Origin of the sequence: Myroides odoratimimus (assembly GCF_038039805.1) — a bacterium.
Classification (GTDB): Bacteria; Bacteroidota; Bacteroidia; order Flavobacteriales; family Flavobacteriaceae; genus Flavobacterium; species Flavobacterium odoratimimum_B.
In genome coordinates this window covers 14530-33818 of sequence record NZ_JBBPHK010000001.1, presented here as the reverse complement: position 1 = coordinate 33818, position 19289 = coordinate 14530, and the positions used below count along the sequence as shown (strand labels likewise).

At 37.2% G+C, this 19289-nt stretch carries 15 protein-coding genes; 5 read left to right on the top strand and 10 right to left on the bottom strand.

All coding sequences use genetic code 11. From position 1 onward, the window contains the following. Positions 1-124 precede the first annotated feature (124 nt). The 5 genes from AABL85_RS00140 to AABL85_RS00120 form a co-directional block, all read right to left on the bottom strand. On the bottom strand, positions 125-601 hold the full coding sequence (locus tag AABL85_RS00140) for a hypothetical protein (protein WP_341308778.1): 477 nt from the start codon (positions 599-601) through the stop codon (positions 125-127). 75 nt (positions 602-676) lie between these two features. Then, positions 677-1396 carry a monofunctional biosynthetic peptidoglycan transglycosylase gene (gene mtgA / locus AABL85_RS00135; protein ID WP_341308777.1) on the bottom strand — a complete coding sequence of 240 codons (720 nt, stop codon included), beginning with the start codon at positions 1394-1396 and terminating at the stop codon, positions 677-679. Between the two features lie 155 nt (positions 1397-1551). Further along, a complete protein-coding gene (locus AABL85_RS00130) occupies positions 1552-2268 on the bottom strand; it encodes a 3-ketoacyl-ACP reductase (RefSeq protein ID WP_006257619.1) in 717 nt (238 codons plus the stop codon). A 66-nt stretch (positions 2269-2334) separates the two neighbouring features. Next, a complete protein-coding gene (locus tag AABL85_RS00125; RefSeq protein WP_286414618.1) occupies positions 2335-3105 on the bottom strand; it encodes a DUF3050 domain-containing protein in 771 nt (256 codons plus the stop codon). Positions 3106-3189: 84 nt separating this feature from the next. Beyond that, complete coding sequence (locus tag AABL85_RS00120; RefSeq protein ID WP_006262638.1) at positions 3190-4368, bottom strand: acyl-CoA dehydrogenase family protein; 1179 nt, start codon at positions 4366-4368, stop codon at positions 3190-3192. A gap of 446 nt (positions 4369-4814) precedes the next feature. Between AABL85_RS00120 and AABL85_RS00115 the strand changes: the two genes are divergently transcribed. The 5 genes from AABL85_RS00115 to AABL85_RS00095 all read left to right on the top strand — a co-directional run bounded on the left by AABL85_RS00115 (position 4815) and on the right by AABL85_RS00095 (position 9097). Beyond that, positions 4815-5909: a redoxin family protein gene (locus tag AABL85_RS00115; RefSeq protein ID WP_286414616.1), complete on the top strand. Its 1095-nt coding sequence runs from the start codon at positions 4815-4817 to the stop codon at positions 5907-5909. A 90-nt stretch (positions 5910-5999) separates the two neighbouring features. After that, positions 6000-7121 (top strand): TlpA family protein disulfide reductase, encoded by a 1122-nt coding sequence (locus AABL85_RS00110; RefSeq protein WP_286414614.1) that lies wholly within the window; start codon positions 6000-6002, stop codon positions 7119-7121. A 96-nt stretch (positions 7122-7217) separates the two neighbouring features. Beyond that, positions 7218-7844, top strand: a complete 627-nt coding sequence (locus AABL85_RS00105) for a chloramphenicol acetyltransferase (RefSeq protein WP_341308776.1) — start codon at positions 7218-7220, stop codon at positions 7842-7844. Position 7845: 1 nt separating this feature from the next. Beyond that, on the top strand, positions 7846-8349 hold the full coding sequence (locus AABL85_RS00100; RefSeq protein ID WP_286413287.1) for an NUDIX hydrolase: 504 nt from the start codon (positions 7846-7848) through the stop codon (positions 8347-8349). 196 nt (positions 8350-8545) lie between these two features. Then, complete coding sequence (locus tag AABL85_RS00095; RefSeq protein WP_341308775.1) at positions 8546-9097, top strand: hypothetical protein; 552 nt, start codon at positions 8546-8548, stop codon at positions 9095-9097. Between the two features lie 195 nt (positions 9098-9292). Here AABL85_RS00095 and AABL85_RS00090 read toward each other — a convergent pair whose 3' ends face one another. The 5 genes from AABL85_RS00090 to thrA all read right to left on the bottom strand — a co-directional run bounded on the left by AABL85_RS00090 (position 9293) and on the right by thrA (position 19278). Then, positions 9293-10132 (bottom strand): DUF4349 domain-containing protein, encoded by an 840-nt coding sequence (locus AABL85_RS00090; RefSeq protein ID WP_341308774.1) that lies wholly within the window; start codon positions 10130-10132, stop codon positions 9293-9295. Between the two features lie 527 nt (positions 10133-10659). Continuing rightward, complete coding sequence (gene metF / locus AABL85_RS00085; protein ID WP_341308773.1) at positions 10660-11619, bottom strand: methylenetetrahydrofolate reductase [NAD(P)H]; 960 nt, start codon at positions 11617-11619, stop codon at positions 10660-10662. Beyond that, positions 11616-15347, bottom strand: a complete 3732-nt coding sequence (metH, locus tag AABL85_RS00080) for a methionine synthase (RefSeq protein WP_341308772.1) — start codon at positions 15345-15347, stop codon at positions 11616-11618. Before metH ends, metF begins: the two co-directional genes overlap by 4 nt. Positions 15348-15392: 45 nt before the next feature. Further along, positions 15393-16589, bottom strand: a complete 1197-nt coding sequence (locus AABL85_RS00075; protein ID WP_341308771.1) for a trans-sulfuration enzyme family protein — start codon at positions 16587-16589, stop codon at positions 15393-15395. Positions 16590-16875: 286 nt separating this feature from the next. After that, the gene (thrA, locus tag AABL85_RS00070) at positions 16876-19278 is read right to left on the bottom strand and encodes a bifunctional aspartate kinase/homoserine dehydrogenase I (RefSeq protein ID WP_341308770.1); all 2403 of its coding nucleotides are present in this window, start codon (positions 19276-19278) and stop codon (positions 16876-16878) included. Between the last annotated feature and the right edge of the window lie 11 nt (positions 19279-19289).

The window sequence follows — 19289 nt, the reverse complement described above, 5'->3', positions numbered from 1 at the left end:
CCATTGATACGTAATTGTTTATATTTATGAAGATATTAAAAATATCTATAAAATTTATAGTGTCCTTATAAGAGTAAACAAAAAAAGGAGCTCATCATGAGCTCCTTTCCGTATTCTATAAATACTATTTTTTTAGTTTGTCAGCTGCATCTTTTAGTGCACCTTTTGCTTCGTCTACTTTTTTCTCAGTAGCTTCTTTCACTTCTTCTACTTTTTTCTCAGTAGCGTCTTTTACTTCTTCTACTTTTTCTTCAGTAGCATCTTTAGCGTTTTCTACTGCATCACCAGCTTTTTTGCTTACTTCTTCGAATTTAGCTTTAGCGTCATCCCAAGTTTTTTGTGCAGCTTCTAAAGCTTTGTTAGCTTCTTCTTGAGCTTTTTTGTCTCCTTTTTTAATAGCTTCTTCTACAGCTTTCTTTGCATCAGCTAGTTTAGTTTCAGCTTCTGCTTTAGCAGCTTCGAATTTAGTTAACTCAGGAGTTTCCTCAGTTGTAGCTTCTGTGTTTTCTACAGCTGGAGTTGTTTCTTCAGCCTTTGTGTCTTTACATGAAGTAGCGAATAATAATCCAACTACTGCGAATGATAACAATACTTTTTTCATAGTAATTTATTTTAGTTCCTAACAAAGTTATAAAAAAACAATGTTAATTCGGTAATTTAAATAGTTAAAATGGCATTACTTCTTCTTATTCTCTTTTTTATTAGCTTCTTTCTTATTAAAATCGAGAGGACCGAAGTTATTCACATAACGAGTGATTGTGTTCTTTCTTTTCGCGATATATGGTCCAGAGTTATTGGCTTTATATCTTCTCGGACTCGGTAGGATCACGGCGATACCTGCTGCTTGATTAGCAGTTAAGTTCTTTGCATCTTTATTATACCAGTGCTGTGCCGCAGCTTGTGCTCCATAGACACCATCTCCCATCTCTATACTATTTAGATAGACTTCTAGGATTCTCTCTTTAGGCCATAAGAACTCTATCAGTACTGTAAAGTAAGCTTCAAAGCCTTTGCGGATATAGCTACGCCCCGGCCATAAGAACACGTTCTTAGCAGTCTGCTGTGAGATGGTACTACCACCTTTGATCTTTTTGCCTTTTTCATTGTTCTTCATTGCTTTCTCGATGGCTTTAAAATCAAAGCCATTATGCGTCAAGAAGTGTCCATCCTCACTAGCGATCACGGCTTTCTGTAGATTGACATTGATATCTTCTAGTGGTACCCATTTGTGCTGTAGTGTCATTGGCTTGCCATCTTTTACCTGTTCGTACAGTCTGATAAACATCAGTGGGGTATAAGGCACAGGGACAAAACGAAAGACTAGTACTGAGAAAATACTCAGTCCAAAAAAGAGAAGTGCTAGCTTTAAAAAGAAGCGTGTTATTTTTCGTATCATGACGAAAGAATGAATATAAAACGGCGCAAAAGTAAATAAAAAAACGGTTGCTAAATAAAAAAATAATACAATAAAAAACTCGCCAAAATAGCGAGTTTAGGTTGTAATCATAATAAGTAATAAGAAAGAATAGGAGTCAAACCTCTCCTTCTATTTTATTGAGGATTAGTTGTCCACAGCGATGCTGTTTTAACCATGGCTCTTCTTGGTAATCTCAATGTAGCTACGATAAGCTCTGCGAAGTCCTCTGGCTGTAAGATATGATCAGGGTTACCATCTGTAAGCCCTAATTCTATAGACATATCTGATGCGATAGTACTTGGCGTTAGCGTACATACTCTAATGTTGTTTTTGCGCACTTCCTTCATTAGTGATTCAGACATCCCGATCACTGCAAATTTAGACGCAGAGTATGCAGACGTAGTTGCATTTCCGTTAAGACCAGCTGTAGAAGCTACGTTAAAGATATCTCCTTCATTCTGATCTATTAAGTGAGGTAGTACTTCTCTAGTCACATTATACACTCCCATCACGTTAGTAAGCAAGATCTCTTCCCAACGCTCAGCAGACATATCTGTGAATTTTCCGAATTCTGATATACCAGCATTGTTCACTAATATATCTACACCTCCTAATGTTTCTATTAATTTAGCTATTTCAGCTTTTACTTTTGCTTTATCCGTTACATCGAATACGGCATAAGTAGCTTTCACTCCTAATGCTTCTAACTCTGTAACAGTTGCTTGTAATGTTTTCTCGTTTCTACCAGTAATAGCAACGTTTATCCCTTCTTGAGCGAAAGCAATAGCGGTAGCTTTACCTAATCCTCTTCCACCTCCGGTGATAATTGCGTTTTTACCTTTCAATTTCATGTTTTTAATGCTTTTGTGTAAATATATGTAAATTAATGAGATATTAGTGTTTTGTAAACGTTAAACTTACTTGATATCTATAAATTTTTCGATAGAATTCCACAAGTTATAACGTTTTATAAGTGCTTGTTTAGAGATTGTGATGACGTCTTGCCACTTCTGTTGATCATCTCCACATAGCTCAGAGATCATCTTCATGGCCATCGGACCATGCTCATCTCCATCTAGTTCGATATGACGTTCGAAGTAATACACTAGCTTTGTCAAGTCTGTCTCAGGGAAGTTTTGTTGAAACCCTTTTAAGATCTCAGTAAACATATCTGGTATCAAATCTTCGCGACCAAATGTGAAGGCTGCTGCGATCTCATGTGCTTTACCCCCTTCGATAGTCTTGAAGGTGAAGTTTAAAAATTCTTTTACCCCTTCATCTAAGTCTGTCTGTGCTATCGCTTCGAAGATAGGTGTACCAGACTTAAGAGTGCGGATAAGTGCTTCGATAGCAGTAGTATCTGCTTTAGCCGTTATCATGGCATCTAAGTACATCTCGAAGTGGCTCAGACGCTGTCCATCATAGGCTAAGTCTGACTCTTCTGCTAATACAATTTCATTGATCAAATAGCGTGTCTGTGGAAACTCTGAGGCAAACCAAGGAGTCGTGGTACAAGTCAATTGTTGTTGTAAGGCTTTAAGCAATGACATAAAATCCCATACCGCATATACATGCCCTTCCATAAATGTACATAAGTGAGGGATAGTCTTTATTTTATTATAAAGAGGGTGTTGAAGTAACGCATTTCTTTCTTCAGCTATCTGTGCATTGATTTCTTGAATAGTCATATCTTCTAAAATTTAGTACAAAAGTAAAAAAGCTTCACCGAAAGGCGAAGCTCTTTGTATAAAGTTTATCTATAAAGATATTTATTACTTAAATGCAGGGAATCCTGTCACATCCATACCTGTTATTAGCAAGTGGATATCATGTGTCCCTTCATAGGTCACTACAGATTCTAAGTTCATCATGTGGCGCATGATAGAGTATTCTCCTGTGATACCCATACCTCCCAACATCTGACGCGCATCACGTGCGATGTCTAATGCCATAGCCACATTGTTTCGTTTGGCCATAGAGATCTGTGCAGAAGTAGCTCTTCCTTCGTCTCTCAGTACGCCTAATCTCCAGGTTAATAGCTGTGCTTTAGTGATCTCTGTGATCATCTCTGCTAATTTCTTTTGTTGTAACTGAGTCGCACCGATAGGTTTGTCGAACTGTATGCGCTCTTTCGAGTAGCGAAGTGCTGTGTCATAGCAGTCCATAGCGGCTCCGATAGCTCCCCATGCGATGCCATATCTAGCAGAATCTAAACACCCTAGAGGTGCTCCTAATCCTGATTTGTTTGGCAATAAGTTAGCTTTAGGTACTTTGACATTATCGAATATTAACTCCCCTGTAGCCGAAGCTCTCAGTGACCACTTATTATGTGTCTCCGGAGTAGTGAAGCCTTCCATACCACGCTCTACGATCAGCCCGTGTATACGCCCTTCTTCATTCTTAGCCCATACTACAGCGATGTCTGCGAATGGAGCATTAGAGATCCACATTTTAGCCCCATTTAGCAGGTAGTGGTCTCCCATATCTTTAAAGTTAGTCAGCATCCCACCTGGGTTAGAACCGTGATCTGGCTCTGTCAATCCGAAGCATCCGATATACTCTCCTGTCGCTAGCTTAGGTAGGTACTTCATGCGTTGCTCCTCATTACCGTACTTCCAGATAGGGTACATCACTAGTGAAGACTGTACTGATGAGGTAGAACGTATACCAGAATCTCCTCTCTCGATCTCCTGCATGATTAGTCCATACGAAATTTGGTCTAATCCTGCTCCTCCGTATTCTGTAGGGATATAAGGACCGAATCCACCTATCTCGGCTAATCCTGGTATTAATTGTTTTGGAAATTCTGCACGTTGAGCGAAGTCTTCTATAATAGGAGAAACTTCTTTCTTCACCCATGCTCTCGCTGTATCTCTAATTAACTTGTGTTCATCACTTAACAAGTCGTCTAATAAGTAATAATCAGGTGCCTGAAATAAATCTGGTCTCATATATCAATATCGTTTTTTGTGGTTGTATAACAAAAATAGACATTATTTCGAATTGACCAATTTTTACCTCTAAAAGAGAATATAAAAATTCAAATAAGCGTCATTTTTATACAAATAATGCTTTATTTCTATCTTTATCTATAGTAGATAGTTCGGGTACAACCTGAATACAGTTCGGTAAACTACCTCTTATCCCAAGTAAATACTGGGTATTACCGAATAGCTTCCGAATAAAAATAAATGAAATAAGCTTAAGGTTATGAATTATAGGTAACTATGTGTGATAAGAAAGCGCATATCTGTGCAAAAAGAGCTAATGAGGTCATTATCTCCATGAGGGGGCAGGGTTATTTGAAATCATAAAGAGGGAGAAGTTTATTCTTTGAATAATATTGTTCTGTATAAGTTGAATTACCTATCTTGTAGAGATTAAATAGTAAGCTATAATGAATAAATTAATGATGTTAATCGCATTATTCTTTTCTGTAGGAATAATGGCTCAAGATAAATTACATGTAACAGGTAAGATTACGGGGATACCTAATGGAGCTAAGCTAATGCTCTCTTATGATAAGAAAGAGATAGAGCTTAAAGCTATAGATGGGGTATTCGTAGTAGAAGCAGAGATTGTTAAAGCGCCTACGCCTGTGTATTTGTCTATCATGAAAGGGGATGATTATGAGTATACTTCTTTTTTCTTAGGAAATGAGACAGTGACTATAGATGGTCGCTTTGACGATTTAAAGAGTCTACAAGCTAAAGGTTCTAGGTATGATACTTTAAGATATGAGAGCGAGATACTAACTAGAGAATTAAGAACTGAACGCCAAATTATCGAAAGTAAGGTGTCTAAAGAAGTAGATAGTGGAATGTCTTATGATAATGCGATGGCACCATACAAGGAGGAATACTTACGTATAGAGCAAAAGATAAAAGACTTAGATTACGAGTTTTTAAAGAAAAATATCAATACGGATTATGGACGTTATTTGGTCGGATTTATAATGCATGATACTAATACCAATCATTATCAAGAATTGTATGACTTAGTAGATAGTCAATATCAAAATACTGATCCAATAGTATTTTTAAAAGCTCTAATAGATAATAAAGTGTTAGTGGAGGGAGATAGTTATTATGACTTTACGGCTTTAGATATGAATGAAAAGAAAGTAACGTTTAGTGATTATTTTAAAGGAAAGTATGTGTTACTTGATTTCTCTTCACCCTATTGCTATTTTTGTCAACAGGCTGTTCCAATAACTTCAAAGTTAGCAAAAGCGTTAGAGGATAAGTTAGTATATGTGACTTATTGTATAGAGAATGATTTACATAGTGTTGAAAAGTATAGAGGTCTAAAAGGAGATCACGGTGTAATAGTTTGGGATAAAAGAGGAATGCAAAGCCCGACAATTGCTAAATACAGAATGAGTGGTACTCCATATTATGCACTATTTAATTCGGAGGGGAGATTATTAAAGATTTTTGATCAAGGGTTAGAAGAGGATTTTGAAGAGCAGTTGAGAGCGTTGATGAAATAGGAGCTTAGTTATATTTATTTGAATGTTTATATTTAGTTGTTATTTAATTATTTATATTGCTGTTACTTAGCTTTAATCAATTTGTGAACTATGAAATATAAGATATTCTATACGCTTTTAATGCTGTGTTCTATAGGAGTATTAGGACAGGAGAAGTTACATATAACAGGAAAACTGGAAGGAATAAGCGATGAGGTAAAGATGATGTTATCGAGTGGTGGAAAAGAACAAGAATTTCGTCTAAAGAATGGTGAGGTAGATGTGTCTATGGTACTAGAAGATGTTCCTAATTATGTGAGATTAGATGCTTATGTAGGAAAAGAGACAAAGAGTACCTTCTTCTTTTTAGGCAATGAGTCTGTAACTATTAATGGTTCTATAAATGATTTTTCAGGTAATCTTAGAGCGATGAATTCTGTGAATGACAGCCTGAGATATGAAAATATGTTAGTTAATAAGCACTTAGTAGAAGAACGAAGTGTTTATATCAAAGAGTATTACCGTCTTTTAGAAGAAGGGAAAGATAAGGATAGTGTAGCGAAGGTGTATCTAAGTGATGAAGAACCTCTAGGTAAGATTAAGAAGTTGTCGAATCTTATTAACAAACAAAATAACGCTTTTATAAAAAAGAATATTAATACAGCTTATGCTCGATACCTACTGCAATATCAGGCTATAGATTATTCATCAGATTATTTAGACGAACTATATGCTCTTATAGATCCTAAGTATTATGATACTAAAGAAGTACAGATGCTTAAGATATTTATAGATCATAAGCTTCTGGAAGTAGGAGATAATTATTATGATTTTTATGCTGAAGATCTACAAACTAAGCAAGTAAAGCTTAGTGATTACTTTAAGGGGAAATATGTATTGTTAGATTTTTCGACTTACCACTGTGGCTATTGTGAAATGGCAGCTCCTAAGACAACTCAGATAGCTGATAACTTGAAGGATAAGCTTGTACATATCACATATTATGCAGGACATGATCAGAAAGATAAGTTTAAGTATTACTCTGAATTTAAAGGGAATAAGGGTATTTTATTAGGTAATAAAGAGGGAAGACTAAGTCCTGTTCTAGCAATGTATAGAAATAAGAGTACACCTGATTATTGGTTGTTTGATCAAGATGGAAAACTAGTGAGGAGATTCGAAGGAATGCAAGGAGAGAATTTTGAAGAGCAGTTGAGAGCGATGATGAAATAGGAGTAAACGATATTACATATAGTAGTCTAGGACAAAAGTCTTATACCATCAAGAAGATTACGTATATTTTCGCTGTGAATAAAACAACACAACAAAATGAGAACTAAAGTAGATTTATCTCAATGGAGTAGAAAAGAGCAGTATGCGTTCTTTTCACAGTTTACAGAACCTTTCTTTGGATTAACCGTACAAATGGATTGTACCACTGCTTACCAAAAAGCAAAAGAGAAAGGGCATTCTTTTTTCTTAACTTATTTATACGACGCACTAAAGGCTGCTAATGAGGTAGAGGCATTTCGATATAGAATAGAAGATAACGAGGTATATCTGTATGATGAGGTACACGCTTCGCCTACTATCAATAGACCGAATGGTACGTTTGGGTTTGCGTATATGGATTACTATAGTGATAAAGAAGTTTTTTTGATTAAGGCAAAAGAAGAGATCGATCGAGTACAGCAATCAACAGACTTCTTCCCAGCATCAAAAGGGGAGAATGTATTGCATATATCTGCTGTGCCTTGGCTTGATTTTACTTCTATGTCGCATGCACGTCACTATGATTTTCCTGATAGCTGCCCTAAGATTTCGTTTGGTAAAGTGATGGAAGAGAATGGTCGTAAGCGTATGGCGGTATCTATACATGGACATCATGCACTAATGGATGGTGCACATGTAGGGGAGTTTGTAAATCGTTTTCAACAACTTTTAAACGAGAAGTAAGATGAGTAAAGTAATCATCCCTGAGGGCATAAAGAAGATAGCGACATTATGTGTGCTTAGAAATGGTAGCAACTTAATGCTGCTAAAGCGTTTAAAAGAACCCAATAAAGATACGTATACTCCTGTAGGAGGTAAGATAGAACCTTTCGAAACTCCTGAGGAGGGTGTGATCCGTGAGACATTTGAAGAGACGGGTATAAAAGTAGAGAAGGTGAAGTTCTGCGGTATACTGACGGAGACTTCTCCTACTAAGTATAATTGGCTAAGCTATGTGTATGTAGCTGATATCGATGCTGTAACTCCTCCTGAGTGTAACGAGGGAACTTTAGAGTGGATAGCGTATGAGGACTTGCTGAATGTACCTACTCCGAAAACAGATTGGTTTATCTATAAATACATATTAGAGAGTAAGCCTTTTGTGTTTCACGCATTATACGATGGAGAGTTGAATTTGTTAGAGATGAAGGAGGAGATAACAGGTTTACAGTTGTCAGTTAACGGTTAACAGTTTTTGCCTATGGTATTAGGTATAGGTTTACTGTAGAGACGCAATATTTTGCGTGTCACATAAAGCAGGTAGATACATAATTAAAGAAATGTAAAATGTATTAAATCAGTGTAATTGTTTGAATACTAATGTTTTTTTTTTGTTTGTATTGAGTTTTAAAATGTAATTTTGTTTTAGGTATCAAACATCTGAAATGGGAAAAAGAAAGCGGATTATAACAAAGAAACTCAATCAGAATTTAGAAAGTGATTCATATGCTTATGTTGTTAATAATGCATCTGTCCAAACAAGAAAGTTAAAAGTAGGAGATGTTGGTTTTTTTGTCACAATCTATGGGGATAAACATTATATTTTGCGTTTTTCAAGTGAGGATGATTCAGGAAAAAGAAGAGAAGGTATATCTATTCAAGAAACTGTAAGTCTTGTTTTTAAGTCAATTAAGCATATTATTTACTATATTTTTAAAGAGAATAGTTTTAATCCTATAAATTTTCCAACTTCTTCTGATCGAAAAAAACGTATTGTATTGATAAATAAGTTCGATACAGAAAAAGATTTAAATGTTGTAGTTGAGATTCATTTTGATAGTATCGATGTTTATGAGTTTACTATTATTACTGCAATGAAGGTAGATGATTTTAATATTGCTGACGGACAGTTTTACATAGAGTTTTGTGAAGAAAATTCTATACTCAAGCAGTTTGTACGTAAATCAGAAAAAATAATCGATTGTTATAATAATTAAAAACTATAGCAGAAGATAATAATTATAAATACTAAGTATCAGTGAATTATATTTGATTGATTTAAATTTTATATATTTGTAATCAGAAAAAGATAATTGAATAGGACGATAATCTGGACAGTAGAAATACAGGATTTGACTCTGGACAATTCAATATAAAAAGCCCTACTATGACAGTAGGGCTTTTGCTTTATATTAGTTTATTTTATTCTGTTTTCTGCGTTTTCTGATACGTCTGATGATAAAGATTAGTCCGATTGAGATTAGGATAAATGGCCAGATATAGAATAGTCCTATCACAAATGATAAGAGATTACTCCATCCAGAACCAAAGGCAGATGATACTTCGTATCCAAAGCCTGTTGTTGACTCTCCTTTTTCATAGAAAGTTACCGTAAGGGTACTTAGCGATATTCTACTCTTTAGATATTTTAATCGCCCTTCAAAAGATTCTATATCCGCACGTAGAGCCCCCAGTTCTCTTTCTATTCTTAGAATGTCATCTATTGTATTGGCGCGTTTAAGTAATTCTTTATAGCGCTCTTCTATTTCTTTCTTCGTCTTGATTCTCGCTTCTACATCGATGAATTCTTCGGTTACATCTAAGGCATTGATGTTTTTGCTGTCTACTTTAGTGGCAGTCTGTGTAACTCCTTCTAACAAGGTTTCGAAGTTCTTCGCAGGTACGCGAATCACAATGGTATGTTCAGTGCGATTGCCGTAGACATTTGATGTGTCTTGTGATAGATATCCGTTGAGTTTTTTGCTACTTGCTACGATGTTAGCCCGAGTTTCTTGTGCATTCGAAGTTTCGAAACGTATATTTCCCTCTTTGACTATCATGCGTTCAGGTACAGTGATGTCTTGAGTAGAATCTGTAGATTGTGGTGCTTCAGTAGTGGTTTCTGCAGCAGCATCTGTTGTGCTGATATCTTCTAAAGCAACAGCAGAGGCTTCTCCGTATTCTGCTGATTTAGAGCAAGAGGCTAATGTTATGAATAACATTAGAGTTAATAGTTTGAGTGTCTTTTTCATGTTTTTTATTAACAAATGTACACTATGATTTGATATATAGCCTATTAGAGGTTGAAAATATTGTTTTAAATCACTGATTATAGGGAGGAGTTTAATTGAGGATAGACAATTAGGAATGTTTTATATTGCCCTATTAGATATAGTGTCCCACTTTCTGCTACTAAAAGTGACTAAATGATATCATTCATAATCAAAATAGTCAGTATTAAAAAGAACATTTGATAAGAGAAGTACTTTTGGAGGGTGATTGATAGTGTATCAGTTACCCTTTAAGTTCACTTAGAGGATGTTCTTTGAAATATTGTTTTATGGTTAATAGTGGATTGTGGTTACTGTGTGGAGTTACGTGTGAGATGCTTCATTCTTCAGCATGACAAGGATGGTGGATGTACGTTGTGGAAATAGGGCTTGTATATGAAACTAAAAAAACCTCTTGCCTAAAGACAAGAGGTTTATCACAACCAAAAAATTATAAATAACGAGCTTATTAGTTTACGGTCTACAAATGGTCAACCGTTCACTGTTCTCTAAACTGTTGCAAGCTTAATGATCTTCTTGATATTGTCAGATTTACCCATAGAGTAGTAGTGTACGATAGGGATACCTGCGTTTATCAATTCTTTTGACTGCTGTGCACACCATTCAATACCGATCTCGCGGATAGCAGCATTGTCTTTTGCTTTGAGTACCTCAGCAACCAAATCATCTGGTAAGTCAACTTTAAAACGTTGAGGTAGCAGATTCAATTGGCTTAGGGTAGCTAATGGTTTTAGCCCTGGGATAATCGGCACATCAATACCGATAGCTCTACATTTCTCTACAAAGGCGAAGAACTTACTGTTGTCAAAAAACATCTGTGTAACGATGTATTCTGCTCCGTTGTCTATCTTCTGCTTTAGGTATTTTAAGTCTGTATCAAAGTTAGGTGCTTCCATGTGTTTCTCAGGATAGCCTGCTACTCCGATGCAGAAGTCAGTCTTACTGGTATTCTCAAGCTCTGGGTCTAAATAGATACCTTGGTTAAGTTCACTGATTTGAGTAACTAATTCAGAGGCATATTTGTTTCCTTTCGGTTCGGGTTTAAAGTAAGTCTCGTTCTTCACAGCATCCCCTCTAAGGGCTACAACATTATCTATCCCTAAGAAATCAAGGTCTATGAGGAAGTTTTCAGTGTCTTCTTTGGTGAAGCCTCCACACAAGATGTGTGGTATAGCATCCAACTTGAATCTATGTTGGATAGCTGAACAAATACCGACAGTTCCTGGTCTTTTTCTGACAACTCTTTTTTCCCACAGTCCGTTGCCTGCTTCTTTGTACTCATATTCTTCTCGATGATACGTTACGTCTATGAAAGGAGGGTCAAACTCCATTAGCGGTTCGATAGAGTCAAATATTCCTTGAATATTTTGCCCTTTTAAGGGAGGTAATATCTCAAAAGAGAATTGTGTTTTACCGTTTGCTTTTTGGATGTGTTCTATTACTTTCATGATTCGTTCGTCGTTAATTTATTATTTTGTGCTAAGTTGGGTGACAGCCAACGTTCAGCTTCTTCTATTGTTATGTTTCTTCTCTTAGCATAGTCTGCTAATTGATCTTGTTCTATTTTACCTAATCCAAAGTATCTACTCTGTGGGTGGGCAAAATAATAACCCGATACTGCGGCGGCAGGGAACATGGCATAGCTCTCTGTTAAACTAACACCAATGCGTTCTTCAACTTGTAGGAGTTTCCATATTGTTCCTTTTTCTAAGTGATCAGGACAAGCTGGATAACCTGGTGCTGGTCGAATCCCTTGGTAAGCTTCTTTTATCAGTTCTTCATTACTAAGGCGTTCAGCAGAAGCATATCCCCAAATTTCTTTACGAACTGCGTGGTGAAGGTATTCTGCAAAAGCTTCTACTAAACGGTCTGCTAATGCTTTGACCATAATAGCATTATAGTCATCAAGGTCATCTTCATATTGTTTGGCTATTTCATCTACTCCAAAACCTGTTGAGACTGCGAATAAACCAATGTAGTCTTCTAATCCACTTTCTTTTGGAGCAACGAAGTCGGCTAAGGCAATATTCGGAGCCTTGATGTTCTTCAGCGATTGTTGACGCAGCGTTAATAACTTATCTAATGTTTCTCCTTGTTCGTTGTACACTTCGATATCGTCATCATTAACTTGATTTGCAGGAAAAATGCCTAAGACACCTCGTGCTTCGAACCAACGTTCAGTGATGATTTTGTCTAACATTACTAAAGCATCGTCATATACTTGTGTTGCTGTCTGTCCTACTATCTCATCTGTCAAGATCTCAGGAAACTTGCCAAACAACTGCCAAGAACGAAAGAACGGTGCCCAATCTATAAATGGCAATAGTTCGTCCAGCTCTACTGTTACGGTCTTCGTACCGATGAAGTTGGGTTTGACAATGTCTTTAGCATCCCATTCTATCTTGACTTTGTTTGCTCTTGCTTGTTCGATTGTGATATAGCTTTTGTCTCTTGCTCTACCTAAGTAATCGCGTCTAAGCTGATCGTATTCTGCTTTGATGTTTTCTTTAAAGCTTGCTTCAACTTCTTTTTGTAACAACTGATTGGCAATGGTCACTGAACGTGAGGCATCGTGTACATGTACAACGCAATTCTTGTATTCTGGTGCAATCTTCACAGCTGTATGAACACGGGAAGTAGTTGCTCCACCAATCATGATTGGAATATTGCTATTGGCCTTGTCAAGCTCTTTAGCCAAGTGTACCATCTCATCTAAGGATGGAGTGATTAATCCACTTAGTCCGATAATATCCACTTGCTCTTTTATCGCTGTTTCAATAATCTTTTCAGGTGGGACCATTACCCCAAGGTCGATGATCTCATAGTTATTGCAAGCCAATACCACTGCTACGATATTCTTACCGATGTCATGTACATCTCCTCTCACAGTAGCCATAAGTATCTTACCTGCATTACCTACAGAGGCTTCTGCGTTCTGTTTTTTACTTTCTTCAATAAACGGAAGTAGATAGGCGACCGCTTTCTTCATCACACGTGCAGACTTTACTACCTGTGGTAAGAACATTTTACCTGCTCCGAAAAGGTCTCCGACTACATTCATTCCATTCATTAGATATTGTTCAATCACTTGAATCGGCTGAGGTACGCTTAGGCGAGCTTCTTCTGTATCTTGTTCGATATATGTTTCGATTCCTTTGACTAAGGCATGTGTTAGTCGGTCTTGGATACTACCTGAACGCCATTCTTCTACTTTAACTTCGGTTGATTGAATAGCACTTTCATTTTTAATACTTTCGGCAAAGTCGAGTAGGCGTTCAGTCGCATCAGCCCGTCTATTTAGCAACACGTCTTCTACGTGTTCCATTAAATCCTTGTCTACCTCATCGTAAACTTCTAACATCTCAGGATTCACTATACCCATGTTCATACCGTGCTGTATCGCATGGTATAAGAAGGCAGCATGCATTGCTTCTCTTACCTTGTTGTTTCCTCTGAAAGAGAAAGAAACATTACTTACACCACCACTTACATTGGCATAAGGAAGGTTCTCTCTGATCCATTTGGTAGCATTAAAGAAGTCCAAAGCATTGTTGTTGTGCTCTTCCATCCCTGTCGCTACAGGAAATATGTTAGGGTCAAAGATGATGTCCTGAGGTGCGAAGTTCACTTGGTTGACTAATATATCATAAGAACGTTGGCAGATCTCTATACGTCTTTCTAAGGAGTCTGCCTGTCCTTTTTCGTCGAATGCCATTACTACAGAGGCAGCTCCGTAGCGTTTGATTAATTTAGCGTGTTCGATAAACAACTCTTCTCCCTCTTTTAGGCTGATAGAGTTCACAATTGCTTTACCTTGTACTACGCGTAGTCCTGCTTCGATAATCTCCCATTTAGAACTATCAATCATAATAGGAACTTTCGCAATATCTGGTTCAGAAGCGATGAGGTTAAGGAAGTTAGTCATGCAATGCACACCGTCTAACAATCCTTCATCCATATTGATGTCAATAATCTGAGCACCTCCCTCTACTTGTTCTCTCGCTACAGCTAAGGCTTCGTCAAATTTCTCTTCTTTGATCAAGCGAAGAAACTTACGTGATCCTGTAACATTTGTGCGTTCTCCTACGTTGATGAAGTTCGCTTCTGCAGTCACATATAAAGGTTCTAATCCCGATAGGGCAAGTACTGGTTTTAGGTTGTTTTCTTTTGGTTTTCTGTCCTTACTGTGTTCTGCTACTGCCTGAGCAATTAGCTTAATATGTTCTGGAGTTGTACCACAGCATCCTCCGATGATTTGCACTAAGTTTTGACTTAAGAAACTGTCGATTAGTTCCTTCATCTCTGTTGGTGTTTGATCATATTCTCCAAAGGCATTTGGCAAACCAGCATTCGGGTGAGCTGATATATTCACAGCAGCATGTTGACTTAATTGCTTTACATAAGGTTCTAATTGCTCCGCTCCTAAAGCACAGTTAAACCCTATACTCAACAGAGGAATATGTGCTATAGAAATCAGAAATGCCTCAACAGTCTGTCCTGATAAAGTACGTCCTGAAGCATCAGTTATCGTACCCGAAATCATGATCGGAATATCAATACCTCGTTCTGCCTGTATCTCGTCTATAGCAAATAAAGCTGCTTTAGCATTTAGTGTGTCAAATATGGTTTCTACTAATAGTAAGTCACATCCTCCATCTAATAGGGCTTCAGCCTGTTGCTTATAAGCTACTCTCAGCTCTTCAAAAGTAATGGCACGATATCCTGGGTTATTAACATCAGGAGATAAACTCGCTGTTTTATTCGTCGGTCCGATAGCCCCTGCTACATAGCGAGGTCTGTCAGGATCTAAAGCTTCTACTTCGTCTGCTACTTCTCGGGCTATCTTAGCCGATTGGTAGTTTAGTTCGTATACTATATCTTCCAGGTGGTAATCTGCCATCGCAATGGTAGTCCCTGAAAAAGTGTTTGTAGATAAGATATCAGCTCCTGCCAAAAGATATTGTCTGTGTACTTCTTTAACAGCTTCAGGTTGAGTAATAGACAACAAGTCATTATTTCCCTTCAGGGGGTGAGCAAAATCAGCAAAGCGCTCCCCTCTGAAATCTTCTTCTGTAAATCGGTAAGCCTGAAGCATCGTACCCATTGCTCCATCGAGTACTAAAGTGCGTTCTTTTAATAGGCTTCTGATATCAGTATGTATAAGTGTTGTTGACATAATTTTCTCTTTTAATCAATGTTTTTTGAAGTGTCTTGATTTACATTATTTATTTGCAGTAGATAATGCTTGTTCTAAGTCACGGATAATATCTTTTGTGTTTTCTAAACCAACAGATAGACGTATCAGGTTGTCTGTAATTCCTGTGGCTATTTTTTCTTCTGCAGGAACCTTACTATGTGTGGTTGAAGCAGGGTGGGTAACGATTGTTCTACTATCTCCAAGATTAGCAGAGCGGCTACATAACTGTAAAGCATTTAAGAATGCTTTACCAGCATCCAGTCCTCCTTTAATCCCAAAGGCGATGATGTTTCCTCCTTGTTTCATTTGTTTTTTTGCTATTTCATATTGTGGATGACTTGGCAAGAACGGATACTTGATAAACTCCACTGCTGGATGTCTTTCTAAATACTCTGCTATAGTCAAGGCATTCTCACAATGTCTATCTACTCGTACAGCTAATGTTTCTAAGCTCTTAGACAAGACCCATGCATTAAATGGTGAAATGCTTGAGCCAATGGTACGAGCGAAGACATATATTTTCTGAATATAGTCTTGATAGCCAACAGTCACACCTCCACAAGCTCTTCCTTGTCCGTCTATTAACTTAGTTGCCGAGTGTATGACTATATGTGCACCTAATGAAATCGGGTTCTGCAAGTAAGGAGTGGCAAAAGTGTTGTCTACAATAAAGATCAAGTTGTGTTTCTTTGCAATCTCTCCTAAAAAAGCTAAGTCTAATACATCCACTCCTGGGTTAGTAGGACTTTCTGCAAATAGTATCTTCGTGTTAGGTCGAATCAATTGCTCTACATCGTAAACTTGGTTTAGGTCGAAGTAACTCGTCTCAACTCCCCATTCTGGAAACATATTACTGAATAAACTTCTCGTAGAACCAAAGATGTTAGAACAAGAAACAATGTGATCACCTGCTTTTAATAATGGGAACAAGCTGCAGTACACAGCCGCCATACCTGTGGCAAAGGCATAACCTGCTTCTGCTTTCTCGAATAGCCTGATCTTTTCTACCAACTCAGTTTGATTAGGGTTAGTAAAACGTGAGTAAGAATATTGTTCAACTTCTTCTGCGAATACGGCACGCATATTTTCAGCATCGTCAAAGACAAAGCTTGAGGTTAGGTATAGTGGTGTAGAGTGCTCATTGTATTGGGAGCGCTCTGTCTGTGTTCTTATGGCTTGTGTCTCAAAACAACAGCCTTCTTCATTGTTAATTGTACTCATCTTTTTTTAGTTTACGGTTAACGGTTTACAGTTAACAGTGGTTAGTTTTTGGTATTCACTTGTAAATCAAAAGTAATTGCTTAATCAAAGCCTCTTTAAATACTTGACTATTATGGTCTCATATGATTATTTTAGTATTAAATGGTAGCATAAAGTGGGACACTATGTTGATTTACAGCTTATGGTTAACGGTTTACAGTTAACAGTGTTTGACACAAGATTCTGTGTCACTTTTACAGTTACGTTGGTTAGTCCGTTAACTGTAAACTGTCCACTGTTAACCAATTTATTTATCAGCTAATCTTAAAATATCTCCAAATACTCCTCTGGCAGTTACAGATGCTCCAGCTCCAGCTCCTTGGATAATGATAGGGTTGTCGCCATAGCTCTCAGTGTATATCTCGAATATACTGTCTGAACCTTTTAATTGTCCTAAAGCAGAACTTGTTGGTACTTCGATTAACTTCGTTTCTAATACTCCTTTGTCTTCTTGTAGATCGCCTGATAGCTCTCCTACATAGCGAAGTACTGTATCTGGCGCTAAGCCTTGTTTTATCTTGTCGAAATAAGGGTTTAGTTTCTCTAAACTGTTTAAGAACGTTGGAGTATCCACAGCTTGTAAGTCTGTTGGAATTAAGTTCTGAATGTTTATCTCTTCGAATTCGTTTTGTAAGTCTAACTCTCTTGCTAAGATTAGCAACTTACGTCCTACGTCATTACCTGATAAGTCTTCACGTGGGTCTGGTTCTGTATATCCTTTGTCGATTGCTTCTTTCAGCACTTCACTAAATGGTCTATCTTGGATAGAGTAGTTGTTGAAGATGTAACTTAAACTTCCTGAGAATACTCCTTTTATCTTCGTGATATTCTCTCCTGATAAGTGAAGTAATTTAATCGTATCAATCAATGGTAATCCTGCACCTACATTTGTTTCGTATAGATACTCTTTGTGGTTTGCTTTTAATGTCTGGCGTAACTCTCTGTAGAAACTATACGATATAGTGTTGGCAATCTTATTTGATGAGATTAAATCAAAGCCATTCTCTACTAATGGGATGTAATTTTTGATAAATTCTCCTGATGCTGTATTATCTATTGCGATTAAGTTTTCTAAGTGGTTAGCATTCGCATAGTCGATGACCTCTTGAATATTATAGGCAACACTTTTATCTTTTAAATCTTCTCTCCAGTTGCAGTTAATCCCCCCATCGTTTAGCAATACTTTTTTAGAGTTACCAATGGCGAAGATGTTAAGGGCAATATTCTTTTTGTCTTCGATAGATTGAGCAGAGTGTAAGATTTGGTCTATCAATGTTCCGCCAACTAAACCATGACCGAATACAGCGATATTGATTTTCTTAGCGATACCAAATATTTGTCCGTGGATCACATTTAGCGCTTTCTTCGCTTCTTCTTTGCGTACTACTAAACTTACGTTCTTTCCTGTCACTGTATTGTTGAATAGGATAGGAACGATCTTATTCTTTACTAACGCAGCATAAGGCTTGTCAAATGTGCTTAGGTCTTGTCCGATGATTGAAATAACTGCTATATCACGGATAATAGAAATGCTATTCACATCACGTGTATAGAAGTCATTAGAGAACTCGCGGTTTAAGGCATCCTTTGCTTTATCTGCGTCTTTTTCTTCCACGATAAATCCTAAACCACGCTCTGAAGAACCTTGTGAAATTACCCCAACGCTTATTCCTTCGTTAGCCAATGCTGTAAATACACGTGCGTCAACTCCAACGATCCCTAATAGTCCACGTCCTTCGAATTGGATTAAGGCTACGTTAGACTGTACAGATAAAGACTTGATTCCCTTTACTGTTTGTCTATTAGAGATGAGTGTACCTTTGCTATTAGGGTTCAATGTATTTAAGATACGCAGCGGAATGTTATTCTCTACCAAAGGCAATATTGTTTTGGCGTGTAGAATAGATGCTCCGAAGTTTGCCAACTCATTTGCTTCATCGAAGTGAAGTTCTTCTATCTTCTGTGCATTCTTAACCCAATCAGGGTTAGCAGTATAAATACCATCTACATGAGTATAATTTTGCAATTCATCTGCTTGGATAAAATTAGCCAATAGTGCTGCAGAGTAATTACTACCATTGCGTCCAAGAGTAGTCGTTTCTCCTTTTTCGGTAGCTCCTATGAATCCTGTAACGATAGCGATAGTGTCTTTGTCTAATTGGTTAAAGAAAGCTTTAGTCTTTTCTTTTGATAGCTCATCTATAGCTTGTGCACTACCAAAGTTGTTATCTGTGATAAAGAATTGACGGCTATCTACAGAGGTAGCTCTTATCCCTTTTGCATTTAATTGAGCAGCTAATATCTTACTTGATATTAATTCTCCTTGTGCTAATACTTGGTCTTTAATCTTTAGCCCGTAGTCTTCGATTAGAGATACTCCTTCGTATAATTTGCTCAATACTCCTATTTCTGTATCTATATCTGCTTCTTGGTGGTAAGGTCTGTTCTTAAAAGCTTCAAAGGCAGTTGTATAATCTTGTTTAGTCTTTGCTAAGTCTAATATATGTTCAAGGGTATCTGTAGTGTCTCCTATGGCAGAAACCACAATAGCGATAGGTCCTTCGTTTACTTTTGTTTTGATAATGTTTATAACGTTGTCAAAAGCTTGTCCTGATGCAAGGGATTTCCCTCCAAACTTTAATACTTTCATAATGTGCTGAT